Origin of the sequence: Caballeronia mineralivorans PML1(12), from assembly GCF_001028175.1 — a bacterium.
Taxonomy (GTDB): Bacteria; Pseudomonadota; Gammaproteobacteria; order Burkholderiales; family Burkholderiaceae; genus Caballeronia; species Caballeronia mineralivorans.
The window spans coordinates 20155-46347 of record NZ_AEJF01000001.1 but is presented as its reverse complement, the minus strand read 5'-3'; the positions used below and the strand labels follow the sequence as shown (position 1 = coordinate 46347).

24 protein-coding genes and 1 tRNA gene are annotated in these 26193 nt (G+C 59.5%); 22 read left to right on the top strand and 3 right to left on the bottom strand.

All coding sequences use genetic code 11. From position 1 onward, the window contains the following. Positions 1–88: 88 nt before the first annotated feature. From EOS_RS00230 to EOS_RS00220, 3 genes are all read right to left on the bottom strand, one after another. On the bottom strand, positions 89–1657 hold the full coding sequence (locus tag EOS_RS00230; protein ID WP_047844595.1) for a SulP family inorganic anion transporter: 1569 nt from the start codon (positions 1655–1657) through the stop codon (positions 89–91). Between the two features lie 81 nt (positions 1658–1738). Then, positions 1739–2416, bottom strand: a complete 678-nt coding sequence (locus tag EOS_RS00225; protein WP_047844594.1) for a carbonic anhydrase — start codon at positions 2414–2416, stop codon at positions 1739–1741. A 218-nt stretch (positions 2417–2634) separates the two neighbouring features. After that, positions 2635–3144 carry a hypothetical protein gene (locus EOS_RS00220; RefSeq protein WP_047844593.1) on the bottom strand — a complete coding sequence of 170 codons (510 nt, stop codon included), beginning with the start codon at positions 3142–3144 and terminating at the stop codon, positions 2635–2637. A gap of 252 nt (positions 3145–3396) precedes the next feature. Here EOS_RS00220 and EOS_RS00215 point away from each other — a divergent pair, with 252 nt between their 5' ends. From EOS_RS00215 to EOS_RS00110, 22 genes are all read left to right on the top strand, one after another. Next, positions 3397–4749, top strand: a complete 1353-nt coding sequence (locus EOS_RS00215; protein WP_082163161.1) for a branched-chain amino acid ABC transporter substrate-binding protein — start codon at positions 3397–3399, stop codon at positions 4747–4749. Positions 4750–4992: 243 nt separating this feature from the next. Next, complete coding sequence (gene rpsO, locus EOS_RS00210; protein ID WP_047844592.1) at positions 4993–5268, top strand: 30S ribosomal protein S15; 276 nt, start codon at positions 4993–4995, stop codon at positions 5266–5268. A 371-nt stretch (positions 5269–5639) separates the two neighbouring features. Next, positions 5640–7781, top strand: coding sequence for a polyribonucleotide nucleotidyltransferase (gene pnp, locus EOS_RS00205; protein WP_047844591.1), 2142 nt, complete (start codon positions 5640–5642; stop codon positions 7779–7781). 168 nt (positions 7782–7949) lie between these two features. Then, complete coding sequence (locus tag EOS_RS00200) at positions 7950–8966, top strand: NAD(P)H-quinone oxidoreductase (protein WP_047844590.1); 1017 nt, start codon at positions 7950–7952, stop codon at positions 8964–8966. Positions 8967–9135: 169 nt separating this feature from the next. Then, positions 9136–9918, top strand: coding sequence for a triose-phosphate isomerase (gene tpiA, locus EOS_RS00195; RefSeq protein ID WP_047844589.1), 783 nt, complete (start codon positions 9136–9138; stop codon positions 9916–9918). 85 nt (positions 9919–10003) lie between these two features. Continuing rightward, entirely contained in the window at positions 10004–10381 is a 378-nt protein-coding gene (secG, locus tag EOS_RS00190; protein WP_047844588.1) for a preprotein translocase subunit SecG, read from the top strand. Between the two features lie 115 nt (positions 10382–10496). After that, positions 10497–10581 (top strand) — tRNA-Leu (locus tag EOS_RS00185). Positions 10582–10743: 162 nt separating this feature from the next. Further along, positions 10744–11103 carry an NADH-quinone oxidoreductase subunit A gene (locus tag EOS_RS00180; protein ID WP_047844587.1) on the top strand — a complete coding sequence of 120 codons (360 nt, stop codon included), beginning with the start codon at positions 10744–10746 and terminating at the stop codon, positions 11101–11103. A gap of 75 nt (positions 11104–11178) precedes the next feature. Continuing rightward, positions 11179–11658 (top strand): NuoB/complex I 20 kDa subunit family protein, encoded by a 480-nt coding sequence (locus EOS_RS00175; RefSeq protein WP_027819582.1) that lies wholly within the window; start codon positions 11179–11181, stop codon positions 11656–11658. Between the two features lie 102 nt (positions 11659–11760). Then, positions 11761–12363, top strand: a complete 603-nt coding sequence (locus EOS_RS00170; RefSeq protein ID WP_047844586.1) for an NADH-quinone oxidoreductase subunit C — start codon at positions 11761–11763, stop codon at positions 12361–12363. A 9-nt stretch (positions 12364–12372) separates the two neighbouring features. Further along, positions 12373–13626 (top strand): NADH-quinone oxidoreductase subunit D, encoded by a 1254-nt coding sequence (locus tag EOS_RS00165; RefSeq protein WP_047844585.1) that lies wholly within the window; start codon positions 12373–12375, stop codon positions 13624–13626. A gap of 155 nt (positions 13627–13781) precedes the next feature. Continuing rightward, the gene (nuoE, locus tag EOS_RS00160) at positions 13782–14267 is read left to right on the top strand and encodes an NADH-quinone oxidoreductase subunit NuoE (protein ID WP_047844584.1); all 486 of its coding nucleotides are present in this window, start codon (positions 13782–13784) and stop codon (positions 14265–14267) included. After that, on the top strand, positions 14264–15589 hold the full coding sequence (gene nuoF, locus EOS_RS00155; protein WP_047844583.1) for an NADH-quinone oxidoreductase subunit NuoF: 1326 nt from the start codon (positions 14264–14266) through the stop codon (positions 15587–15589). The genes nuoE and nuoF overlap by 4 nt, the downstream gene beginning before the upstream one ends. Positions 15590–15620: 31 nt before the next feature. Then, positions 15621–17957, top strand: a complete 2337-nt coding sequence (gene nuoG / locus EOS_RS00150; protein ID WP_047844582.1) for an NADH-quinone oxidoreductase subunit NuoG — start codon at positions 15621–15623, stop codon at positions 17955–17957. Continuing rightward, positions 17958–19022, top strand: coding sequence for an NADH-quinone oxidoreductase subunit NuoH (gene nuoH / locus EOS_RS00145; RefSeq protein WP_047844581.1), 1065 nt, complete (start codon positions 17958–17960; stop codon positions 19020–19022). Between the two features lie 18 nt (positions 19023–19040). Continuing rightward, positions 19041–19529, top strand: a complete 489-nt coding sequence (nuoI, locus tag EOS_RS00140; protein ID WP_047844580.1) for an NADH-quinone oxidoreductase subunit NuoI — start codon at positions 19041–19043, stop codon at positions 19527–19529. A gap of 162 nt (positions 19530–19691) precedes the next feature. Further along, positions 19692–20393: an NADH-quinone oxidoreductase subunit J gene (locus tag EOS_RS00135; RefSeq protein WP_047844579.1), complete on the top strand. Its 702-nt coding sequence runs from the start codon at positions 19692–19694 to the stop codon at positions 20391–20393. A gap of 14 nt (positions 20394–20407) precedes the next feature. Beyond that, positions 20408–20713 (top strand): NADH-quinone oxidoreductase subunit NuoK, encoded by a 306-nt coding sequence (gene nuoK / locus EOS_RS00130; protein WP_031360677.1) that lies wholly within the window; start codon positions 20408–20410, stop codon positions 20711–20713. A 17-nt stretch (positions 20714–20730) separates the two neighbouring features. Further along, positions 20731–22824, top strand: coding sequence for an NADH-quinone oxidoreductase subunit L (nuoL, locus tag EOS_RS00125; RefSeq protein ID WP_047844578.1), 2094 nt, complete (start codon positions 20731–20733; stop codon positions 22822–22824). Between the two features lie 17 nt (positions 22825–22841). Continuing rightward, positions 22842–24332: an NADH-quinone oxidoreductase subunit M gene (locus EOS_RS00120; RefSeq protein WP_047844577.1), complete on the top strand. Its 1491-nt coding sequence runs from the start codon at positions 22842–22844 to the stop codon at positions 24330–24332. A gap of 24 nt (positions 24333–24356) precedes the next feature. Then, the gene (gene nuoN, locus EOS_RS00115; RefSeq protein ID WP_047844576.1) at positions 24357–25835 is read left to right on the top strand and encodes an NADH-quinone oxidoreductase subunit NuoN; all 1479 of its coding nucleotides are present in this window, start codon (positions 24357–24359) and stop codon (positions 25833–25835) included. After that, positions 25835–26131 (top strand): DUF2818 family protein, encoded by a 297-nt coding sequence (locus EOS_RS00110; RefSeq protein ID WP_047844575.1) that lies wholly within the window; start codon positions 25835–25837, stop codon positions 26129–26131. Before nuoN ends, EOS_RS00110 begins: the two co-directional genes overlap by 1 nt. Positions 26132–26193: the final 62 nt, after the last annotated feature.

The following is a 26193-nucleotide window of genomic DNA, read 5'->3' as shown; positions in this document are numbered from 1 at the left end:
CAGCGAGGCACGTAACCGGTTGCCTGGCTGATTAAAAACGGCTCTCGCCAAAAGCGAGAGCCGTTTTTAATTGCGCCGAGCGGTCGTGCTACTTCACCGGCACTCGTTTAAAGAACGTCATGCGCCGCTGTAAACCCGGTCGTTCCCGCGCCGTGCGCTCAAGTTGTCGACATTCCACATGAATGCCGCGCGCGGGAGCATCGGCGACGAATTTATCGATGAGCTCGCGCACGTCGGGATCGATGAAATCGGCGCGGCTTGCATCGACTATCACGGTCGCGTTGTCGGGAATTTGCTTCAGGTGATGCTTGAGCGATACCTTGCCGAGAAACGACACGTCCTTGCGAAACGACAGCAGGAAGTGGTCATCGTGCTGGGCGATGGTAATAGGCCGCTGCAGATTCGCGTGAATCGCCAGCCCGATACTGCATGCAATACCCAGCAAGATGCCGATCAGCAGATCGGTCATCAGCACGCCCGCGATCGTCACGATGAACGGCGCAAAACGTTCGAATCCCTGTTTGGCGACAGCCGCGAACAGCGACGGCTTTGCCAGTTTCAGCCCGGTGAAAATCAGGATCGCGGCGAGGCATGCCAGCGGGATCAGGTTGATCACCGCCGTCAGTGCGAACACGCTCGCGAGCAGCAGGACGTCGTGCACGAAGGCCGACCATCTGCTCTGCGCGCCCGCGTGGACGTTGGCGGAACTGCGCACGATCACCGATGTGATCGGCAACGCGCCGATCGCGCCCGCCACTATGTTGCCGATGCCCTGCGCCTTCAGTTCCCGGTCGGGATGCGCGGTGCGTTTCTTCGGATCGATTTGTTCAACCGCTTCGAGGCTCAGCAAGGTCTCCAGACTCGCGACGATGGCAAGCGTCATCGCGAGCCGCCAGACGTCGGGGTTCACAAGCTGCGAAAAATCCGGCCAGTCGAACGCGGCGTTTAACGCGGCGAACGAAGCCAGCGACGGTAGCGACACGCGATGTTCAGCCGGCGGTGCAAAACCCGGCGCGGCGAAGTCGAGCGCCAGCGTGATCGCGATACCGAGCATCACTACGGCCAGCGGCGCGGGCAGCGCGCGCACGAGCGTAAAGCGGCGCATTGCCTTCGTTTCCCAGCTGGCCAGGATCACGATGGACAAGAGGGCGGCAGCGCACGCAGCAAGGGACATCGCACCGAATGGTGTAGCGAGCGTGCCGGGAGTTTGCGCGGCGACATGAGCGCCGCCGTTAGCCAAACCGGCGGCGAGCGGCACCTGCTTGATGATCAGCAACAGGCCGATCGCCGCGAGCATGCCCTTGATCACTGACGACGGCACATACGCCGCGAAGCGTCCGGCCTTCAGCATGCCGAAGCCAAACTGGATCACGCCCGCCAGCATCACCGCCATCAGGAAAGCCGAAAAGCTGCCGAGCTTCGCAATACCATCGACGACAATCACCACCAGCCCCGCCGCCGGCCCGCTCACGCTCAAATGCGAGCCGCTTAGCAGTGCCACAACCAGTCCGCCGATAATGCCCGACAGCAAGCCGGCAAACGGCTCAACGCCGGATGCATTGGCGATGCCGAGACAGAGCGGCATCGCGACAAGAAAGACGACGGTGCCCGCGAACAGGTCGCGCGGGAAGGTTGTAAGCGTTTCTCGTAGGTTCATGAGTTTTTTTGGGCGCGAGTAAGACCATGCGATGCGCGGAAGGCTTCGCACGGTGAAGGTTTGAAACGTGAGATTGAGCGGCTAGCGGCCGACGGCTTCCATCACGCGCTGGGCCGCGCTGGGCGCAGCCGTGTCATTCGAAGCGGCGGGAGGCTTGGCCTCTGCATCGGCGGGGTCTCCCGATGAAAGCACCTTGATGCGGCCGTCGCGCAAACCGAAGATCCAGCCGTGAACACGCGGCGCCCGCTCGGCGTCGCACACGATCGACGTGTCGCGTAACGCGCGCACTTGTTCGAGCACGCTCAGTTCCGCCAGCCGGTCGATGCGTGAATCCATGGTGTCGATGACATCGAGTTCGCCGCTATGGGCACGCGCGAGCGCACACAGCGGCGCAATGCGGCGGTTGACGTGGGGCAGGGCATCAGACATCGGCAGTAACGACGCTCGCACGCCGCCGCACCCGTAATGTCCGCACACGATCACATCATCCACTTTCAGCACGCTCACCGCGTACTCGAGGACGCTCATCATGTTGTCGTCGGTGGGCGAAAACAGGTTCGCGATGTTGCGATGGACGAACAAATCGCCAGGCTTGGAATGGGTAATGGTTTCCGCGGGCACGCGGCTATCCGAGCAACCGATCCACAGTACGGTCGGACTCTGGCCCTGAGCCAGCGTTTCGAAGAAATCCGGGTCGCTGGCAGCCATTTCAGCCGCCCAGCCGACGTTTTCGACAAGCATGCGTTTGGGTCGATTCATCGGTATAAGCTCCAAAAGCGTAACGAGAAGCACAACGGTGCAACGGCCAAATTGTCGCTGGAAACGGGATTCCGGCGTCATCGCTGCCGCGCCTCAAAACCTTACGAATTACTTTCTATGAAAAGATTCCGGCAGTCCAGGCATAAAAAAATGCCGCTTGAACAAGCGGCATTTTTTTTCGACGATAAAAAATCCTTCCACGCTTCCTTCCACGCTACTCAGAAGAAAACTCGCCGGTCGGGATCGTGAAGCGGGTCCGGCGTTTTTTGCGTCAGGCGCAGGGTGCCCTGATCATCGAAGTAAAAGCTGTACATCATGTACCAGACGTTTGCCTCCATGTACCGATACGTCCAGACCTCGCGTTTCATCAACGGGAAGTAGGACGTCTCCACTGGACGTCCGAAGTTGATCAGCACGTCCTTGCGTGTCCAGGTGCCGATCTGCGCTTTGTAGAACTCGTTTTCATCGAGGACCTGGCGCACGCTCAGGATCTTTCCCGATGCGTCGATATCCGCCGCCGTGGTCACTTCACCCAGCGGTTGTGTTGGCCACATCAGGCGCTTGCCGCCGTTCGGCAGGTCGTAGACCTCTTTCGGCGGCCCGAGCCTTGCCGTGATGGTCGACGAGTCTGCGCCCGCCTGGTAGTTCTGCCAGGGCTGCGCGCACGCCGTGAGCAGCAGGGCAAGTGCCATTGCTGCCGCAGGTTTTCGTATTGCCTTGCTCAACATTGAAGCCTCCTTCGTATTCGTATCCACGGACGGTCGTGGGTTTTTCTGCTGTTCTGCGCCGTGTCGCTTATTTTGACATGCAGGGTGGGCGGGTGGTTTTGCGGATGCTTGAGCATGTCCATGTCTATGGAACGCGCAGCCTCAGGCGGGTATTCCATGTCGATGCGGATTTTCCTCGCGGTTGCGTGCAGCGTGCCGAACGTCCTATGATCCGCGGTTCGCTTCGCTTTCACTTATCCATGGATGGACTGTATGGACCTTGGCTTGTCGCGTGTGTTTTCTCCAAGATGGGTCCGGCTTTTCGGCCGCGCATTGCGTGCCGGCAAGCGCCTGTCCGGTTCGCTTCTCGTGGCTTCATACGTTGCCAGCGTCTTCGTTTGTCCCGTGTTTGCAGCGGAGACGGCGCCGGCTTTACCGCCCATTCGCGTTGCCATGATCGAAGGCATGTCGGGGCCTTTCGCCAATGCGGGCGCTGCGGTCGAGCGCAATCTGCGCTTCGGTATTGAACGCGTGAACGCGAACGGCGGTGTCAGCTTGCCCGATGGCAAACACCCGCTCCAGCTCGTTGTACTCGACGGCAAGGGCAGCAGCGAAGCCAGCCTTGTTCAGTTGCGTGCGGCTATCGACCAGAACATCGGCTTCGTTTTGCAAGGCAATAGCTCGGCGGTTGCCGCGGCGCTCATCGACGCCATCAATAAACAAAATGCCCGTGATCCCGGACATCGGGTGGTGTTCCTCAATTACTCGGCCGACGATCCCGCGCTCACCAACGCGGATTGCAGCTTTTGGCATTTCCGCTTCGATGCCCACGCCGGCATGCGCATGAACGCCCTCGCCGACGTCATCCAGCACGATAAATCGGTGAAAAAGGTCTATTTGTTCAACCAGGATTACAGCTTCGGCCACGATGTCAGCCACGAAGCCCAGCGCGCGCTGAAGGAGCGCCGCCCGGACATCGCGATCGTCGCCGATGAATTCATTCCGGCCGGCCGCGTCAAGGACTTCGCCCCGTACATCGCGAAAATCCGCGCGAGCGGCGCCGATGCGGTGATCACCGGCAACTGGGGCAATGACCTCACGTTGCTCGTCAAAGCCGCTCGCGAACAAGGTCTCGACACGCACTTCTACACGTTCTACGGCAATAGTCTGGGCGCGCCCGCCGCCCTGGGCGACGCCGGTGTGAAACACGTCGTGGCCGTGGCCGACTGGCATCCGAACGCAGGCGGCAGCGCTTCCGACGCTTACTACGGGGCCTTTCGCGCCCGTTTCCCGGCCGCCGCCGACGATTACCTCTTTCTGCGCATGCCGCTCATGATCGAGATGCTCGCGCAGGCCCTGCAGGAGGCGCACAGCGTCGACCCGACCGCGGTCGCCCGCGCGCTGGAAGGGATGAAGCTCGACAACGGTTTCCAAAGCGCGGAAATGCGCGCCGCCGATCACCAGTTGATCCAGCCCCTTTATGTGATGGAAATGGACAAGGCCGGCACGCCGGGCGTGCATTTTGACAACGAAGGCTCCGGCTTTGGCTTTCGGACGTTGCTTAAAATCCCGGCAGCCCAGACCGCCATGCCGACCACCTGCCAGATGAAGCGTCCTGCGTCGTAAAACCAGGAAAGCTTAAGCCCCAAGCCTATTGCCTCATTTCGTCCGTCGTCAGGAACCGGGTCGACGGTGAAAACCGCTGTGCTATAATTCGCGACTTGCCGTACTTGGGGAGGGCCTTAAAACCCGAGCAAACCCCCGTCCGGCAAGGAATCCAAAGTCGAGTTATCGACTGCGGAAAGATGCAGAAAACCCACGGCACGGCCCTTCTTCCGTGACCGCCTGTCCGTTTCAAAGGAAAATCAAATGTCTACCGTAGTTGCTCATGCAAAGAAGTCCGACGTCGTCGCAGAATATGCGCGCGCCGCTAACGATACCGGATCGCCAGAAGTGCAAGTCGCACTGCTGACCACCCGTATCAACGAACTGACCACTCACTTCAAGGCCCACACGAAAGATCACCACAGCCGCCGCGGTCTGCTGCGCATGGTGAGCCGTCGTCGTAAGCTGCTCGATTACCTCAAGGGCAAAGACGCCGACCGTTATCGCTCGCTGATCGAGAAGCTGGGCCTGCGCAAGTAAGCGGCTAGCGTTCACAACGAAATGCCTGTGTCAGTCTGCTGATACAGGCATTTTGTTTTTGAACGGCGCGCTCTTCACGGGCGCGGAAGTGGAAAAAGCGGGAAATATCGAAGGCTTGCATTAAAGCCAACCCCGGATCGGAAGCCGATTCGACTACAGGACCGGGCCTCGCGGCAGAGCTTTGTGTCATTCCAGCGCGTCATGCGCATCGCGTGTCGTGTTGCGTTGGAATGACATACACCCCTCTCTTGCGCGGTTCCGGTCATCGCTTGGCTTCGCAGTTTTCATCGGCGTGTGCGCGGGTTCCGGATGCTCCGGAGCACACGACAACACGCCAGGACGCGGCGAGGCATAACGAAGAAGGAGTGAGAATGTTTAAAAAGATCGTCAAAGAATTCAAGTGGGGACAACACAATGTTCGCCTGGAAACCGGTGAAATTGCACGTCAGGCCAGTGGCGCTGTGATCGTCGACGTGGAAGATACCGTGGTGCTCGCGACGGTTGTCGGCGCGAAAACGGCAAAGCCGGGCCAGGACTTCTTCCCGCTGACCGTCGATTATCTGGAAAAGACCTACGCAGCCGGCAAGATCCCGGGTGGTTTCTTCCGTCGCGAAGGCCGTCCGTCGGAAGGCGAAACGCTGATCTCGCGCCTGATCGACCGTCCGCTGCGTCCGCTGTTCCCGGAAGGCTTCTATAACGAAGTCCAGGTCGTGATTCACGTGCTATCGCTGAATCCCGATGTGCCTGCCGACATCCCCGCGCTGATCGGCGCGTCGGCAGCGCTGGCTATCTCCGGCCTGCCGTTCAACGGCCCGGTGGGCGCTGCCCGCGTCGCGTATATCAACAATGAATTCGTGCTGAACCCGACGCGTCCGCAGATGAAGGAATCGGCGCTCGATTTGATCGTCGCCGGTACGGAACGCGCAGTGCTGATGGTCGAATCGGAAGCGCAACAGCTGACCGAAGAAGTCATGCTGGCCGCCGTGGTGTTCGGTCACGACCAGATGCAAATCGCTATCGACGCAATTCATGAGCTCGTCGCTGAAGGCGGCAAGCCGGAGTGGGACTGGACGCCGGCGCCGAAGAACGAGCCGCTGATCGCACGCGTGACGGAACTGGCACAAGCCGAGTTGCTGTCCGTTTATCAGATCCGCGACAAGTCGGCTCGCAGCGCAAAGCTGAAGGAAGTCTACGCAGCAACGACCGCGAAGCTGACGGACGACGCTATCGCAGCGGGCGAAACGCCGGCTGACAAGGCGACTATCGGCAACGTGATGTTCGATATCGAAGCGAAGATCGTCCGTACGCAGATCCTGAACGGCGAACCGCGTATTGACGGCCGCGACACGCGCACCGTCCGCCCGATCGAAATCCGTACCGGTGTGCTGCCGCGTACGCACGGTTCGGCTCTGTTCACGCGCGGCGAAACGCAAGCGCTGGTGATCGCAACGCTCGGTACGAAGGGCGACGAGCAGAACATCGACGCGCTCGAAGGCGAGTATCGCGAACGCTTCATGCTCCACTACAACATGCCTCCGTTCGCGACCGGCGAAACGGGTCGCGTCGGTTCGCCGAAGCGCCGTGAAATCGGTCACGGACGTCTGGCCAAGCGCGCGCTGGCTGCTTGCTTGCCGAGCGCCGACGAATTCGGCTACTCCATTCGCGTGGTGTCGGAAATCACGGAATCGAACGGTTCTTCGTCGATGGCATCGGTCTGCGGCGGCTGTCTCGCGCTGATGGACGCCGGTGTGCCGATGAAAGCGCACGTCGCGGGTATCGCGATGGGCCTGATTCTGGAAGGCAACAAGTTCGCGGTGCTGACCGACATCCTGGGCGACGAAGATCACCTCGGCGACATGGACTTCAAGGTGGCGGGCACGGCGCAAGGCGTGACGGCACTGCAGATGGACATCAAGATCCAGGGCATCACGAAGGAAATCATGCAGGTCGCGCTCGCGCAGGCGAAGGAAGGCCGCATGCATATCCTGGGCAAGATGACCACCGCAGTTCCGGGCACGAACACGAACCTGTCGGACTACGCGCCGCGCATGATCACCATGAAGATCAATCCGGAAAAGATCCGCGACGTGATCGGCAAGGGCGGTTCGGTGATCCGTGCGTTGACTGAAGAAACCAACACGACCATCGACATTTCCGACGACGGCGTGGTGACCATCGCGAGCACGAGCAGCGAAGGCATGGCGGAAGCGAAGAAGCGCATTGAGAACATCACGGCCGAAGTCGAAGTGGGCCAGGTCTACGAAGGCCCGGTTCTCAAATTGCTGGACTTTGGCGCAATCGTGAATATTCTTCCGGGCAAGGATGGTCTGCTGCACATCTCGGAAATCGTCAACGAGCGCATCAAGGACATCAACGACTACCTGAAGGAAGGCCAGATCGTGAAGGTCAAGGTCATTCAGACAGACGAAAAGGGCCGTGTGCGTTTGTCGGCGAAAGCGTTGTTGAACGAAGGCGGCGCGCCGATCGAACCGATCCAGCCGCCGCAGCAGTAATGCGGTAAGTTTGGATGGCCGGCGCGTGAGAGTCGCGCGCCGGCCGTTGTTGAATCTGATGGTTCGAATGTGATTCGATGTTATTGCGGGTTTCGGCTGAATGAGCCCGCAATGCCATAGGGTTATATGCATCGCTGTTTCCCCAGTGCGTCTTGAAGGATTGAGCAGATGAAAGCGATCGAAATCACCGAGTTTGGCGCACCTGACGTGCTGAAGCTGGGCGAGCGCCCGATGCCGGAGCCGAAGGCCGGAGAAGTGCTGATCAAGGTCGCGGCATCGGGCGTGAATCGTCCGGACGTGTTCCAGCGCAAGGGCGGTTATGCGCCGCCGCCGGGCGCCTCGGATCTGCCCGGATTGGAAGTGGCCGGTGAGATCGTGCGCGGTGACTTCGATCCGAAGCACAATCCGTTCGGTTTGAAAGTGGGCGACCGCGTGTGCGCGCTGCTCGCCGGCGGCGGGTATGCCGAATACACGTGCGCGCCGCTGGAGCAATGCCTGCCGGTGCCCAAGGGGTTGACGGACATCGAGGCGGCGTCGCTGCCGGAAACGTTCTTCACGGTGTGGAGCAACGTGTTCGAACGCGCGCATCTGGGCAAGGGCGAGAACGGCGCCGAAGAAACGCTGCTGATCCAGGGTGGTTCGAGCGGTATCGGCGTGACGGCTATCCAGATTGCAAAGGCGCTTGGGCATCGTGTGTTCGTGACGGCTGGGAACAACGAGAAGTGCCAGGCGTGCGAAAAGCTGGGCGCGGAACGGGCGATCAACTACAACACGGAAGATTTCGTTGATGTCGTGAAGTCGCTGACGAACGATCGTGGTGTGGACGTGATTCTCGACATGGTCGCGGGCGACTATCTTCCGCGTGAGCTGAAGGCGCTGGCCGACGGCGGCCGCGTGGTGATCATCGCGACGCTGGGCGGCTCGAAGGCTGAGATCAATCTGAATGAAGTGCTGCGCCGCCGGCTGGTGATTACCGGTTCGACGCTGCGGCCGCGCGCAGTCGCGTTCAAGGGCAAGGTCGCGGTGCAGCTGAAGACGTACGTGTGGCCGGAAATTGAAGCAGGGCGGATCAAGCCTGTCATCCATCAGGTTTTCCCCGCTGATCAGGCCGCGGCGGCTCACGCGTTGATGGAAGGCAGCACGCACATTGGCAAGATCGTGCTGGACTGGGGTCAGGTCGCCTGAGCCTTGGTCGAGAATTGAAATGACCGGCCGATCAGGTTTCGTTGTTTGACCGTTTTCCGCCGGTCACAGTAAAATCGCATGTTGTGCTGGGGCGTTGCGTCCGAAAGTTCCATTTTTCTATTTCATTGATCGGCAGCCTCGCTGCTCGACGTGACAAAAGCCGAGACAAATGCCGAAAGAACAAGCCAAACGCACAAAGCTGGTGATCGGAAACTGGAAGATGCACGGCCGGCTGGCGGAGAACGCGGTCTTGCTGCAAGCAGTTGCCGCTGGTGCTGCGACGCTGCAGAAGGGCGTGCGCACGGGAGTTTGCGTGCCGGCGCTGTATCTCGCGCAGGCACAGGCGCTGCTGGGCGGGTCGGTGGCCGCCTGGGGTGTTCAGGATGTCTCGGCTCACGTGCAGGGCGCTTATACCGGCGAAGTCGCAGCGGGCATGGCGGCGGATTTTGGTGCAACATTCGCGATTGTCGGCCACTCCGAGCGGCGCGCCTACCATTGCGAGCATTCAGATCTGGTCGCGGTGAAAGCGCTGCGCGCACTGGAAGCCGGACTGACGCCTATCGTATGTGTAGGCGAAACGCTGGAACAGCGCGACAACGGTTCGACGGAGCAGGTGGTTGGCACGCAGCTGGAAGCCGTGTTGCTGATGCTGAGCGAGGAACAGGCAGCGAAGATCGTCGTGGCGTACGAGCCGGTCTGGGCGATCGGTACGGGAAAAAGCGCGACGACAGAGCAGGCGCAACAGGTTCATGCATTCCTGCGGGCGCAACTGGCGAGCAAGGGCGCGGCGGTGGCGAACGTGCCGGTGTTGTACGGCGGCAGCGTCAAGCCGGAGAACGCAGAAGAGTTATTCGCTCAACAGGACATCGATGGCGGATTGATTGGCGGTGCATCGCTGAAGTCGAACGATTTTCTGGCGATTTGCCAGGCTGCACAAAACGGTTCGGTTTAATCGCCGAGTTTAAGCTTTCGAAAATGTAAGCATTAAATCGTGACGCAACAGTGTCACGTGAACATTAAAGATTCGGGTGAACGGAATGCTGTATTTAAAGACTTTGATTATCGTTGTCCAGTTGCTGTCGGCGTTCGGTGTTATCGGCCTGGTATTGTTGCAGCACGGTAAAGGCGCCGACATGGGCGCGGCATTCGGCAGTGGCGCGTCGGGAAGCCTGTTCGGGGCAACCGGCTCGGCCAACTTCCTGTCCCGTACAACTGCTGTGCTCGCCGCGGTGTTTTTTATCTCGACGCTCACGCTCACCTACCTCGGCAGCTATAAGCCGGCAGCGTCCGCAGGCTTGCTGGGCGGGGCGGCAGTGACTGCGCCTGTCGCGCATCCGGCGGTCGCCGCTTCGGGTTCCGCTGCGGGTTCGGCACCGGTTGCATCGTCGGGTCCGGGCTCTGACGTTCCGAAATAATTTTTCGCGTGGATCGCTTTTTGTGCGTTGAACAAACTGGTTAACCCGGTTATAATTTGAGTCTTGAAGCGATTCGCGGCAGTTTAGAAGTTGTTTTCCCGGATTGCAGGACAGTGCCGACGTGGTGAAATTGGTAGACACGCTATCTTGAGGGGGTAGTGGCGAAAGCTGTGCGAGTTCGAGTCTCGCCGTCGGCACCAAAAGTTATCCAATGCCAGCCGCATGCATTGCTTCGGCTGGCATTGTCACTTCTGGCGAGTGAGTGCGTTCAGTCTCTTGTGCGCGTTTCTCGTCTTTAGTTGAAAATCGGTTGGGCAGTCGTCCCGGCCGGCACACCAGATCAAACCGATTTGAGGATAGTCGTGAATCTCTCAGCCTATTATCCCGTCTTGCTGTTCCTCGTCGTGGGCACCGGTTTAGGCATCGCTCTCGTCAGCATCGGTAAGGTCCTCGGTCCCCATAAGCCTGACACTGAAAAGAACGCACCTTACGAGTGCGGCTTCGAGGCATTCGAAGACGCGCGGATGAAGTTCGATGTGCGTTACTATCTCGTCGCTATTCTGTTCATTATTTTCGACCTCGAAACCGCGTTCCTGTTTCCGTGGGGCGTTGCCCTGCGCGACATCGGCTGGCCCGGTTTCTTGTCAATGATGGTATTTCTGCTCGAGTTTCTGCTTGGTTTTGCCTACATCTGGAGAAAGGGTGGGCTGGACTGGGAGTAACGCGGTATCGGGCGGGTTGAAGATCACCGGATTGCTGGGCGGCTTTGGCTGGCTGCTCATCTGGAGTGAAAGCAAATGAGTATCGAAGGGGTCTTGAAGGAAGGGTTTGTCACCACCACGGCTGACAAGCTGATCAACTGGACGCGCACGGGTTCGCTGTGGCCCATGACGTTTGGTCTGGCATGTTGCGCGGTCGAGATGATGCACGCGGGCGCAGCGCGTTATGACCTGGACCGGTTCGGCGTGGTGTTTCGCCCGAGTCCGCGGCAGTCGGACGTGATGATCGTTGCCGGCACACTGTGCAACAAGATGGCGCCGGCGCTGCGCAAGGTCTATGACCAGATGGCCGAGCCGCGCTGGGTGATTTCCATGGGTTCGTGCGCGAATGGTGGTGGTTACTACCACTACTCGTATTCGGTTGTGCGCGGATGCGACCGCATTGTTCCGGTCGATGTCTATGTGCCCGGATGCCCGCCGACGGCTGAAGCGCTTGTGTATGGCGTGATCCAGCTGCAGGCGAAGATTCGCCGCACCAGCACCATCGCTCGTCAGTAATTGTCGTCAGTAAGTACGTCGATAAGTCGTGACGCCGGTCAGCACGCCAGTCAGCGTCATTGAAGTCCCATTAAGCGTCACCAAGGCCTGAGCCTCCCCAATATGGCAAGCAAACTCGAGACCCTGAAAGCGAACCTCGAGGCGGCGTTCGGCGACCGCCTGCAGAGCATCACTGAATCGCTCGGGCAACTGACCATCGTCGTCAAGGCGGCGAACTACGCCGACGTGGCGCTCAAGCTGCGCGACGACCGTTCGCTCGGCTTCGAACAACTCATCGACCTGTGCGGCGTCGATTATTCGACGTACGGCGAAGGCGCCTACGAAGGCCCGCGTTTCGCGGCCGTCGTCCATCTTCTTTCGATCGCGAACAACTGGCGTCTGCGCGTGCGCGTGTTCGCACCGGACGACGAAGTGCCCATCGTGCCATCGGTCGTCGACGTCTGGTCGTCGGCGAACTGGTACGAGCGCGAGGCATTCGACTTGTTCGGCATCGTCTTCGACGGTCACCCGGACCTGCGCCGCATTCTCACCGACTACGGCTTTATCGGCCATCCGTTTCGCAAGGACTTCCCGGTGTCGGGTTATGTCGAAATGCGCTACGACCCGGAAGAGAAGCGCGTCGTGTACCAGCCAGTGACGATCGAGCCGCGCGAGATCACGCCGCGCGTGATCCGCGAGGACCGCTATGGCGGTCTGAAACACTAAGAGAACGCCATGGCAGAGATCAAGAACTACACGCTCAATTTTGGCCCACAACACCCGGCCGCGCACGGTGTGCTGCGCCTGGTGCTGGAACTCGACGGCGAAGTGATTCAACGCGCCGATCCGCATATCGGGCTGCTGCACCGCGCGACCGAAAAGCTGGCTGAGACGAAGACCTTCATTCAGTCCGTGCCGTACATGGACCGTCTCGACTACGTGTCGATGATGGTCAACGAGCACGGCTACGTGATGGCCATCGAAAAGCTGCTCGGCATCGACATTCCGGTTCGCGCGAAATATATCCGCGTGCTCTTCGACGAAATCACGCGCGTGCTGAACCACCTGATGTGGATCGGTTCGCACGCGCTTGACGTTGGCGCAATGGCGGTGTTTTTGTACGCCTTCCGCGAGCGCGAAGACCTGATGGACGTGTACGAAGCGGTGTCCGGCGCACGGATGCACGCGGCGTATTACCGTCCGGGCGGCGTATATCGCGATCTGCCTGACGCAATGCCGCAATACAAGGCGTCGAAAATCCGCAATGCGAAGGCGTTGTCGCGGATGAACGAAACGCGTCAAGGTTCGCTGCTCGATTTCATTGACGACTTCTTTACGCGGTTTCCGAAGTGTGTCGACGAGTACGAGACGCTGCTGACCGATAACCGCATCTGGAAGCAGCGGCTGGTGGGTATCGGCGTGGTCAGTCCTGAGCGCGCACTGCAGCTCGGCATGACCGGCGCGATGCTGCGCGGCTCGGGCATTGAATGGGATTTGCGCAAGAAGCAGCCGTACGAAGTCTACGATCAGCTCGACTTTGATATTCCGGTCGGCGTGAACGGTGACTGCTACGACCGCTATCTGGTGCGCGTGGAAGAAATGCGTCAGTCCACCCGCATCGCGAAACAATGTATTGAGTGGCTTCGCAAGAATCCAGGCCCGGTGATGGTCGACAATCACAAGGTTGCGCCGCCTTCGCGCGTGGGTATGAAGACCAACATGGAAGAGCTGATTCACCACTTCAAGCTCTTTACAGAAGGTTTTCACGTTCCAGAAGGCGAGACGTACGCGGCGGTCGAGCATCCGAAGGGTGAGTTCGGCATCTATCTCATCTCGGACGGCGCGAACAAGCCGTACCGCTTGAAGATTCGTGCGCCCGGTTATGCGCATCTTGCTTCGCTCGACGAAATGGCCCGCGGTCACATGATTGCGGACGCGGTGACGATCATCGGTACGCAGGACATAGTGTTCGGTGAGATCGATCGCTGAGATGCGTTCGAGAACCTGTGCCGCACCACGCCGGCTTGCTCGCACGATCGTGCTGAGCATGCCGGCGAAACAACAACAGCAGGACGCCAGGTCTGCCGCAAAAGAAGGGCGCGGCGGGTTTTCGTTCGGTAGGAACTGAAAGAGTCGTGTCTGAAATGATCTCAGCTGAAGGCCTGAAAGAAATCGATCGCGCGATCGCGAAATATCCCGCGGACCAGAAACAGTCCGCGGTGATGTCGGCGTTGACCGTCGCTCAGGAGGAGCATGGCTGGCTGTCGCCGGAACTCATGCAGTTCGTGGCTGACTACCTGAGCATGCCCGCCGTGGCTGTGCAGGAAGTGGCGACGTTCTACACCATGTACGAGACCTCGCCGGTCGGCAAACACAAGATCACGCTCTGTACCAACCTGCCGTGCCAGCTTGGGCCCGACGGCGGCTCGGAAAGCGCTGCTGAATACCTGAAGCAAAAGCTCGGCATCGACTTTGGCGAAACCACCGCCGACGGCAAGTTCACCTTGAAAGAAGGCGAATGCTTCGGCGCGTGCGGCGATGCTCCCGTGTTGCTCGTGAACAATCATCGTATGTGCAGTTTCATGAGTCGCGAGCGGATCGACACGCTCCTCGAGGAACTATCGAAATGACGTCTCTTCACGACCGCCACATCCAGCCCCTGATTCTCGCCGGTCTCAACGGCGACAACTGGCACCTCGAAGACTATGTGGCGCGCGGCGGTTACGCCCAGCTGCGCCGCATCCTCGAAGAAAAAATCCCGCAAGAGCAGGTCATTGCCGACGTCAAGGCGTCGGGGCTGCGCGGCCGCGGCGGTGCGGGTTTCCCGACCGGCCTCAAATGGAGCTTCATGCCGCGTCAGTTCCCGGGGCAGAAGTACCTCGTGTGCAATTCGGACGAAGGCGAACCGGGCACGTTCAAAGACCGCGACATCCTGCGCTGGAACCCGCATGCGTTGATCGAAGGCATGGCCATTGGCGCGTATGCCATGGGCATCACGGTCGGCTACAACTACATTCACGGCGAGATTTTCGAGGTCTATCGGATCTTCGAAAAGGCGCTTGAAGAAGCGCGTGCGGCCGGGTATCTCGGTGCGAACATTTTGGGTTCGGGTTTCTCGTTCGAACTGCATGCGCACCACGGTTACGGTGCGTATATCTGCGGCGAAGAAACTGCGCTGCTCGAATCGCTGGAAGGCAAGAAAGGCCAGCCACGCTTCAAGCCGCCGTTCCCGGCGAGCTTCGGCGTGTACGGCAAGCCGACCACGATCAACAACACCGAAACCTTCGCAGCCGTGCCGTTCCTGCTGGCTATCGGCCCGCAGAAATATCTCGAGATCGGCAAGCCGAACAACGGTGGCACGAAGATTTTCTCGGTCGCCGGCGACGTCAATTTTCCGGGCAACTTCGAAGTGCCGCTCGGCACGTCGTTCGAGACCTTGCTCGAGTTGGCCGGCGGCGTGCGCGGCAAGTCGGTGAAAGCGGTGATCCCGGGTGGATCGTCGGCACCGGTGATTCCGGGCGAGATCATGCTAAAGACCGACATGGACTACGACTCGATCGCGAAAGCCGGGTCCATGCTGGGTTCGGGCGCCGTTATTGTGATGAACGAAACGCGCTGCATGGTGCGCTCGCTGCTGCGCTTGTCCTATTTCTACTACGAAGAGTCGTGCGGTCAATGCACGCCTTGCCGTGAGGGCACGGGCTGGCTGTATCGGGTTGTCCATCGGATCGAACACGGACTCGGGCGCAAGGAAGACCTGGATCTGCTGAACTCGGTCGCCGAAAACATCATGGGTCGCACCATCTGTGCCCTCGGCGACGCGGCGGCCATGCCGGTGCGCGGCATGCTGAAGCACTTCTGGGACGAATTTGAATATCACGTCGAGCATAAACATTGTCTCGTCGACGGACACGCGCATCATGCGCCGGCGTCCGAAGCGCTTACCGCGTGATCAGTGATCAGGCCAAGGACCATTCCCCATCATGGTTGAACTAGAAATCGACGGCAAAAGTGTAGAAGTGCCTGAAGGCAGCATGGTGATCCAGGCTGCGCATAAGGTCGATACATACATTCCTCACTTTTGCTATCACAAGAAACTGTCGATCGCGGCGAACTGCCGGATGTGCCTGGTCGAAGTCGAGAAAATGCCGAAGGCGGTTCCCGCCTGTGCCACGCCGGTGTCGGCGGGCATGATCGTGCGTACGAAATCGGACAAGGCCGTCAAGGCACAGCAGTCCGTGATGGAATTCCTGCTGATCAACCACCCGCTCGATTGCCCGATCTGCGACCAGGGCGGTGAATGTCAGTTGCAGGACTTGGCCGTGGGCTACGGCAAGTCGCAGTCGCGCTACAACGAAGAAAAGCGCGTGGTGTTCCACAAGAACGTCGGTCCGCTGATCTCGATGGAAGAGATGACGCGCTGCATCCATTGCACGCGTTGCGTCCGTTTCGGCCAGGAAGTGGCCGGCGTGATGGAACTCGGCATGCTGGGTCGTGGCGAGCATTCGGAAATCACGTCGTTTGTCGGCAAGACGGTGGACTCGGAACTGTCGGGCAACATGATCGACCTGTGCCCGGTCGGTGCGTTGACGAGCAAACCGTTCCGCTACAGCGCCCGTACGTGGGAATTGTCGCGCCGCAAGTCGATCAGCCCGCACGATTCCGTCGGCGCGAATCTGGTTGTTCAGGTGAAGAACAACCGCGTGATGCGCGTTCTGCCGATGGAAAACGAAGCCATCAACGAATGCTGGATCTCGGACAAGGATCGCTTCTCGTATGAAGCGCTGAACAGCGACGAACGTCTCACGCAGCCGATGTTGAAGCAGGGCGGCAAGTGGATCGAGACTGACTGGCAGACGGCGCTGGAATACGTGGCAAAGGGTATCAACGGTATCAAGGGCGATCACGGCGCGAATCAGATCGCTGCCCTGGCTACGCCGCATAGCACCGTCGAAGAGCTTTATTTGCTGAAGCAGTTTGCTGAAGGCGTGGGGTCGCCGAACGTCGATTTCCGTCTGCGTCAGAGCGATTTCTCGGCGCCGGTTTCCGATAGCGCGCCGTGGCTCGGCATGAAGATCGCCGACTTGACGAACGTCGATACGGCATTCGTGGTCGGTTCGTTCCTGCGTCGCGATCATCCGCTGTTCGCAGCACGCTTGCGTCAAGCCGCGAAGGGCGGCGCGAAGCTCACGTTCCTCAACGCCACGAACGACGACTCGCTGATTCCGGCTGCGCATCGCGTAGTCGCGGCGCCGTCGGAATGGCTCGACCGCCTCGGCAGTCTGGCTGCGGCCGTTGCCGAAGCACGCGGTGTCGCTGTGCCGGAAGCGTTCGCTGGGCACGAAGCGTCGGCGGCTGCGAAGGACATCGCCGCTTCCTTGTCGGCCGGTGACAAGCGTGTGGTGTTGCTCGGCAACAGCGTGGTTCAGCACCCGCAGTTTGCGCAGATCCAGGCCGTGAGCCAATGGATTGCGGACAACACGGGCGCAACGCTGGGTTATCTGACGGAAGCGGCCAACACGGTCGGCGCGCATCTCGTCGATGCATTGCCGGGCGAAGGCGGCCTGAATGCACGCGAAGTATTCGAGCAGCCGCGCAAGGGCTACGTGCTCTTCAACGTCGAACCTGAATTCGATACCGCCAACCCCGCTCAAGCGCTGGCCGCATTGAAGCAGGCAGAAATGGTCGTCGCTTTGTCGGCGTTCAAGCATGGCGCCGATTACGCCGACGTGCTGCTGCCAATCGCGCCGTTCACGGAAACATCGGGCACGTTCGTCAACGCCGAAGGTACGGCACAGACCTTCAACGGCGTGGTGCGTCCGCTGGGCGAAGCGCGTCCGGGCTGGAAAGTACTGCGCGTACTGGGCAGCTTGCTCGGCCTGAAGGGTTTCGAATTCGATACCGCCGAAGAAGTCCGCAACGCCGCATTGGGCACGGGCGATCTGACGGCACGCCTGTCGAACAAGACGGACGTGGCGATCGAGGCTGTTTCGAAAGCGGCTGCCAACGAAGGCAGTTACGAACGCCTTGCCGACACGCCGATCTATCACGCCGACGCGCTCTCGCGCCGCGCGGAATCGCTGCACCTGACGGCCGTTGCGCGCGACGCAAACGTGGTTGCGCTGCCGACGTCGCTGTTCGAGAAACTCGGTCTGAAAAACGGCGACGCAGTGCGTGTCGCTCAAGGTGATCTCGCGGTGGTCCTGCCGGCGGTTCGCGACGCGAACCTGGCGGAAAGCGTGGTGCGTGTGTCGGCGGGAACGTCGGCCGGTGCAGCGCTCGGGGCTCTGTTCGGTGAACTGGTAGTGGAGAAGGCGTAAATGGGCTTGTTCGATACGATCAACGCGGGCGGGACGCAGATTCTCGGCGTCGCCTGGCCGACGGTGTGGGCGCTCGTCCGCATTCTCGTGGTCTCGGTGGTGATCCTGCTGTGCGTGGCGTACCTGATTCTGTGGGAACGCAAGCTCATCGGCTGGATGCACGTGCGGCTCGGCCCGAATCGCGTGGGTCCGATGGGTCTGTTGCAGCCGATCGCCGACGTGCTGAAGCTGCTGCTGAAAGAAGTGATTCAGCCGACGCAAGCCAGCCGCTGGATCTACCTGATCGCGCCGATCATGACCGTGGTGCCGGCCTTTGCGGTGTGGGCGGTGATTCCGTTCCAGGCGAAAGCGGTGCTCGGCGACGTCAACGCCGGCTTGCTCTACGTGATGGCGATTTCGTCCGTCGGCGTGTACGGCGTGATTCTGGCCGGCTGGGCATCGAACTCGAAGTACGCATTCCTTGGCGCCATGCGCGCGGCAGCCCAGATGGTGTCGTACGAAATTTCGATGGGCTTCGCGCTTGTCGTCGTACTGATGGTGACGGGCAGCCTGAATATGTCGGCCATCGTGGTGTCGCAGGAACACGGCATATTCGCGAACTGGGGCATCAACTTCCTTTCGTGGAACTGGTTGCCGCTGCTGCCCATGTTCGTCGTGTACTTCGTCTCGGGGATTGCGGAAACCAACCGTCACCCGTTCGACGTGGTGGAAGGCGAGTCGGAAATTGTCGCGGGCCACATGATCGATTACTCGGGCATGGCGTTCGCGCTGTTCTTCCTGGCCGAATATATCAACATGATCGTGATCTCGGCGATCGCAACCACGCTGTTCCTCGGTGGCTGGAGCGCACCGTTCGGTTTCCTGTCCTTCATCCCGGGCATTTTCTGGTTCGTGCTGAAGATCTTCTTCCTGCTGTCGGTGTTCATCTGGGCCCGTGCGACGTTCCCGCGTTATCGCTACGACCAGATCATGCGTCTCGGCTGGAAAATCTTTCTGCCGGTGTCGGTGGTGTGGGTGGTCGTGGTCGGGTTCTGGATCATGTCGCCGCTGAACATCTGGAAATAATGGGCGGATGAAATAACCATGAACGCATTACAGAATTTTTTCAAAACGTTTTTTCTGACCGAGTTATTGAAAGGTCTGGCGCTGACGGGCGGCTATGTGTTCCAGCGCAAGATCACCGTTCAGTTCCCGGAAGAGAAGACGCCAATTTCCCCGCGTTTTCGTGGCCTGCATGCATTGCGCCGATATGAAAACGGCGAAGAGCGCTGCATCGCGTGCAAGCTGTGCGAGGCCGTGTGCCCGGCACTTGCGATTACGATCGAATCGGAAACGCGCGCTGACAACACGCGCCGCACCACGCGCTACGACATCGACCTGACCAAGTGCATCTTCTGCGGTTTCTGCGAAGAAAGCTGCCCGGTCGATTCGATCGTCGAAACGCACATTCTCGAGTATCACGGCGAGAAGCGCGGCGACCTGTACTTCACGAAAGACATGCTGCTGGCAGTGGGCGACCGTTATGAAACGGAGATTGCTGCGGCCAAGGCAGCTGATGCACCTTATCGGTAAAGCGGAGCGGGGCGCAGCATAGTGCGGTGTCCCTTGCTGTTCCTGCATTTGAATTGACCTGCTGTTCCGGCCCGCGCGCCAAGCTTGTAGGTTGCGTTCTTCAAACAACGCAACACGGCGCGCTTGTGTCAAAACACAAAGCCTAACGATGAACCGGTAATCATGGAATTCACGACCGTACTGTTTTACATCTTCGCGCTGCTGCTGGTTGTGTCGGCGCTGAAGGTGATCACTTCGCGCAATCCGGTGGCATCTGCGCTGTTTCTCGTGCTCGCGTTCTTTAACGCGGCCGCGATCTGGATGCTGCTTGAAGCCGAATTCCTCGCCATTCTGCTGGTTCTCGTCTATGTCGGCGCGGTGATGGTGCTGTTCCTGTTCGTGGTGATGATGCTGGACATCAACCTCGACGTGCTGCACGGCGACTTCAAGAAGTTCGTGCCCATAGCGAGCATCGTGGGCGCGATCATCATCATCGAAACGGCGCTGATTTTGTGGCACGGCTACGGCGCGACGGTTACGCCGGTGCATGACGCCATGCTGATCAACGGCGTGGGTGCCGGAGTCGCCCCGAACGCGGTGATGTCGAACTCGCACCTGATCGGCAAGGTCATCTACACCGACTACATCTTCGCGTTCGAAATCGCGGGCCTGATCCTGCTGGTCGCGATCATCGCGGCGATCTCGCTGACCATTCGCGAGAAGAAGGACAACAAGCGCCAGCGCGTGAGCGACCAGGTCAAGGTGCGTGCGCAAGATCGCGTGCGGATCGTCAAGATGAAGTCCGAAAAAGAAGCGCCGGACGCCGCGACCAATCCGCCCGTGACCGACAATGCCGGCGCCGGCACGGTCGATAACAAAGGCTGAGGAGATAAATAATCATGTTGAGTCTTGCCCATTACCTTGTGCTTGGCGCGATCCTGTTCGCGATCAGCATCGTCGGAATCTTTCTGAATCGACGTAACGTGATCATCATCCTGATGGCAATCGAACTGATGCTGTTGGCGGTGAACACGAACTTCGTCGCGTTCTCGCACTATCTCGGCGACATCCACGGCCAGATCTTCGTGTTCTTTGTGCTCACGGTAGCAGCAGCCGAAGCGGCAATCGGCCTCGCGATCCTGGTCACATTGTTCCGCAGTCTCGACACGATCAACGTCGAAGACCTCGATCAGCTCAAAGGTTAATTTCAGGCAAGACAGCTATGTCCATGACACTCAATGAAAACCTGCTGCTCGTGATTGCGCTGGCGCCGCTTGCCGGTTCGCTGATCGCTGGCCTGTTCGGCTGGAAGATCGGGCGCAAGGCCTCGCACCGCGTCACGATCCTCAGCGTGATGATCTCGTTCGTGCTCTCCTGCGTCGTCCTTCTGGACGTGATGCAGGGCGCGAGCTTCAATGCGACCATTTACGAATGGATGACGGTCGGGCCGCTGAAGATGGAGATCGGCTTCCTGGTCGATTCGCTCACCGCGATGATGATGGTGATCGTCACCTTCGTCTCGCTGATGGTGCACATCTATACGATCGGCTACATGGCCGACGAAAAGGTGGGCTACGAGCGGTTCTTCTCGTACATCTCGCTGTTCACGTTCTCCATGCTGATGCTCGTGATGAGCAACAACTTCCTGCAGCTGTTCTTCGGCTGGGAAGCGGTGGGTCTCGTGTCATACCTGCTGATCGGCTTCTACTTCACGCGTCCGACGGCCATCTACGCGAACATGAAGGCGTTCATCGTGAACCGCGTGGGCGACTTCGGGTTCCTGCTCGGCATCGGCTTGTTGCTGGCGTTTGCTGGTTCGCTGAACTACGGCGATGTGTTCGCGCATCGCACCGAGCTGGCCGCCATGACGTTCCCGGGTACCGATTGGGGTTTGCTGACCGTAGCCTGTATCTGCCTGTTCATCGGCGCGATGGGTAAGTCGGCGCAATTCCCGCTGCACGTGTGGCTGCCGGATTCCATGGAAGGTCCGACGCCTATCTCGGCGCTGATCCACGCGGCAACCATGGTGACGGCCGGTATCTTCATGGTGACGCGCATATCGCCGCTGTTCGAACTGTCGGATACGGCGTTGTCGTTCGTGACGGTGATCGGTGCGATCACGGCGCTGTTCATGGGTTTCCTGGGTGTCGTGCAGAACGACATCAAGCGCGTGGTGGCTTACTCCACGCTCTCGCAGCTTGGCTACATGACGGTGGCGCTCGGCGTCTCCGCTTACCCGGTGGCAGTGTTCCACCTCGCCACGCACGCATTCTTCAAAGCGCTGCTGTTCCTTGGCGCGGGTTCGGTGATCATCGGCATGCACCACGACCAGGACATGCGCAACATGGGCGGCCTGCGTAAGTACATGCCGATCACGTGGATCACCTCGCTCATCGGCTCGCTTGCGCTGATCGGCACACCGTTCTTTGCGGGTTTCTACTCGAAAGATTCGATCATCGATGCCGTGAAGGCGTCGCATATTGCAGGCTCGGGTTTCGCGTACTTCGCGGTGGTGGCGAGCGTGTTCGTCACGGCGTTGTACTCGTTTCGCATGTACTTCATGGTGTTTCACGGCAAGGAGCGCTTCCGTGGTCCGAAGCATCCGGAAAGCCCGATGGCTATCGAAGCCGCCGCGCATGCACACGATTCACATGGTCACGATAGTCACGATAGTCACGATGCGCACGGCCATGACGATCACGGCCATGGTCACGCGCACGTTCCGCACGAAACGCCGTGGGTTATTACGCTGCCGCTGATCCTGCTGGCTATTCCGTCGGTGATCATCGGTGCGATTGCGATCGGTCCGATGCTGTTCGGCGACTTCTTCGCGCACGGCGTGGTGTTCGACAAGGTAATCGCCATCGGCGACAACCACCCGGCACTGCACGAAATGGCCGAGGAATTCCACGGCTGGTTTGCGATGGGCCTGCATTCGGTCTCGGGTTTGCCGGTCTGGCTGGCGCTCGCGGGCGTGGTCGTGTCGTGGTTCCTGTACTGGAAGCGTACGGATCTGCCGGGCGTGATCAAGCAACGTTTCCTGCCGATCTATAACTTGCTGGACAACAAGTACTACCTCGACAAGATCAACGATGCCGTATTTGCAAAGGGTGCGGTCGCCATTGGCCGCGGACTCTGGAAAGAGGGCGATGTCGCCGTTATCGACGGTATCGTCAACGGTCTCGCGAAGTTTGTCGGCTGGTTTGCCGGGGTGATTCGCTTCCTTCAATCCGGTTACATCTATCACTACGCGTTCGCCATGATCATTGGCATGTTGGGGCTCTTGACCCTGTTTGTAACGCTCGGCGGCAAATAAGGCGGGGACACCTATCTATGCACTCTTTACCCATTCTAAGTTTGGCGATCTGGTTGCCGATCATTGTCGGCATCCTTGTACTGGCGGTAGGTAATGACAGCAATCCAGGGCCTTCGCGTTGGCTTGCATTGATCGGCTCGATTCTTGGGCTGATTGTCACCATTCCTCTGATTACCGGCTTCGACAACTCCTCGGCCGCGCTGCAATTTGAAGAGAAGTCGGTCTGGATCGAACGCTTCAACATTTCGTATCACCTTGGTGTCGACGGCCTGTCGATGTGGTTCGTCGTCTTGACCGCATTGATCACGGTGATCACGATCATCAGCGCGTGGGAAGTCATCACGGTGCGCGTGGCGCAATACCTGGCCGCGTTCCTGATCTTGTCGGGGCTCATGATCGGCGTGTTCTCGACCGCCGACGGCATGTTGTTCTACGTCTTCTTCGAAGCGACGCTGATCCCGATGTACATCATCATCGGTGTGTGGGGTGGTGCGAATCGCGTGTATGCCGCGTTCAAGTTCTTCCTGTACACGCTGATGGGCTCGCTGCTGATGCTGATCGCGTTGCTGTACCTGTACACGCAGACGCACACGTTCGACATCGCCGCGTGGCAAGCAGCGAAAATCGGCTTTACGCCGCAAATCCTGCTGTTCATCGCGTTCTTCTTGGCCTTCGCCGTGAAGGTGCCGATGTGGCCGGTCCACACGTGGTTGCCTGACGCCCACGTGGAAGCGCCGACGGGCGGCTCGGTCGTGCTGGCCGCGATCATGCTGAAGCTCGGCGCGTACGGGTTCATCCGCTTCTCGCTGCCTATCGCACCGGACGCCAGTCACTTCCTGGCACCGGTGGTGATCACGTTGTCCTTGATCGCGGTGATCTACATCGGCTTCGTGGCGCTGGTGCAGGAAGACATGAAGAAGCTGGTGGCGTATTCGTCAATTGCGCACATGGGCTTCGTCACGCTCGGTTTCTTCATCTTCAGCCAGCTCGGCATGGAAGGCGCGATCATCCAGATGATCTCGCACGGCTTTGTCTCGGGCGCCATGTTCCTTAGCATTGGCGTGCTGTATGACCGCATGCACTCGCGCCGGATCGCGGACTACGGTGGTGTGGTCAACGTCATGCCGAAGTTCGCCGCATTTGCCATGTTGTTCGCCATGGCCAATTGCGGCTTGCCGGGCACCTCGGGTTTCGTTGGTGAATTCATGGTGATTCTGGCTGCCGTGAAGTTCAACTTCTGGATCGGTTTCCTGGCGGCCTTCACGCTGGTTCTCGGCGCGGCGTACACGCTGTGGATGTACAAGCGCGTGCACTTCGGCGCGGTTGCGAACGAACACGTGGCGAAGCTGAAAGACATCAACAAGCGCGAGTTCTTCATGCTCGCCGTTCTTGCCGTATTTACGTTGTACATGGGCCTGTATCCGAAGCCGTTCACCAACGTGATGCACGCATCCGTAGAAAATCTCCTCTCCCACGTCGCGCAGTCCAAACTGCCGCTGGCCCAGTAACGCGTGCGGAGGAAATAAAAGATCATGCAAAACGCCCCCATGAGTGCCCTGTTACCCGATGGACTGTTGATGCTGATGGTCGTCGTGGCCTGGTTGAACGACACCATCTTCGGCGCGAAGAGCCGTCACTCGACCTATCTGATTTCGGTGGTGTCGGCCATTGTGGTCGGTGTGTGGTTCGCCTTCCAGGCGCTCGATCCCACACCGCATTACTACTTCACGCGCATGTACGTGGTCGACCCGTTTGCGAGCGCGATGAAAGCGGTCGTGACACTCGGCTTCGCGGTGTCGATCATCTATTCGCGCAAGTATCTTGAAGATCGCGACCTGTTCCGCGGGGACTTCTTCCTGCTTGGCCTGTTCTCGTTGCTCGGGCAGTGCGTGATGATTTCGGGCAACAACTTCCTGACGCTGTATCTCGGCCTGGAACTGATGTCGCTGTCGCTGTACGCGGTGATCGCGTTGCGTAAGGACTCGCCGCAAGCCAACGAATCCGCGATGAAGTACTACGTGCTCGGCGCACTCGCTTCGGGTTTCCTGCTCTACGGTATTTCGATGCTGTACGGCGCGACCGGTTCGCTGGAACTGAATGAAGTCGCCAAAGCGATTGCGACCGGCCGCATCAACGACGCAGTGCTGCTGTTCGGCGTGATCTTCGTGGTGGCGGGCGTGGCGTTCAAGATGGGCGCGGTGCCGTTCCACATGTGGGTGCCTGACGTGTATCAAGGCGCGCCGACCGCCATGACCTTGTTGACCGGCGGTGGCCCGAAGGCCGCGGCGTTTGCATGGGGCCTGCGTTTCCTGGTGATGGCGCTGCTGCCGCTGGCAGTCGACTGGCAAGAGATGCTCGTGATCCTGGCCGCGCTGTCGCTGATCGTGGGTAACGTGACCGGTATCGTGCAGAAGAACATTAAGCGGATGCTGGCGTACTCGGCTATCTCGAACATGGGCTTCGTGCTGCTCGGCATGCTGGCGGGCGTCGTCGACGGCAAGGCTGACGGTGCGGCGAGCGCGTATAGCTCGGCGATGTTCTACAGCATCATCTATCTGCTGACCACGCTCGGTACTTTCGGCATTGTGATGCTGCTGGCACGCAAGGATTTCGAGGCCGAAACGCTCGACGACTTCAAGGGCCTGAACCAGCGTAGCCCGGTGTTTGCCTTCGTCATGATGATCATGATGTTCTCGCTTGCCGGCATTCCGCCGATGGTCGGCTTCTACGCGAAGCTCGCCGTGCTCGAGGCCACCATGAACGCTGGCCTGACGTGGCTCGCGGTGCTGGCAGTGCTGTCGTCGCTGGTGGGTGCGTTCTACTACCTGCGTATCGTCAAGCTGATGTACTTCGATGCCCCCACGGACGCATCGCCGATCGTCGCGGACAACCTCAAGCGCGCGCTGCTCGCGTTCAACGGCCTGGCTGTGCTGGTGCTTGGCATTGTTCCCGGACCGTTGATGAACGCCTGCCTGGCTGCAATCTCGCACACCTTGCCGTTCCAGTTGTAATGTCGGCAGCGGGCTGGTTTATCGTGTTGTTGGCGCTGGTCGGCGCCAACCTTCCGTTCGTGAATCAGCGTCTTTTCTGCGTTGTCCCGCTCAAGGCGGCGAAGAAAAGCGGCTGGATTCGCATTGCGGAAATAATCGTGCTTTATTTTGTAGTGGGTGCGCTCGGCTTTATGCTTGAGGCGCGCGCAGGGAACCGCTTCGAGCAGGGCTGGCAGTTTTATGCTGTCACTTTCAGCCTGTTCCTCGTGCTCGCATTCCCCGGCTTTACGTTCCAGTATCTCGTCAAGCGCCGCTGACGGCGACGGCCGTCGTGGCTTGATCCACGCGTTTAACGCTCACGGGCTCAACGCGTTTCCTT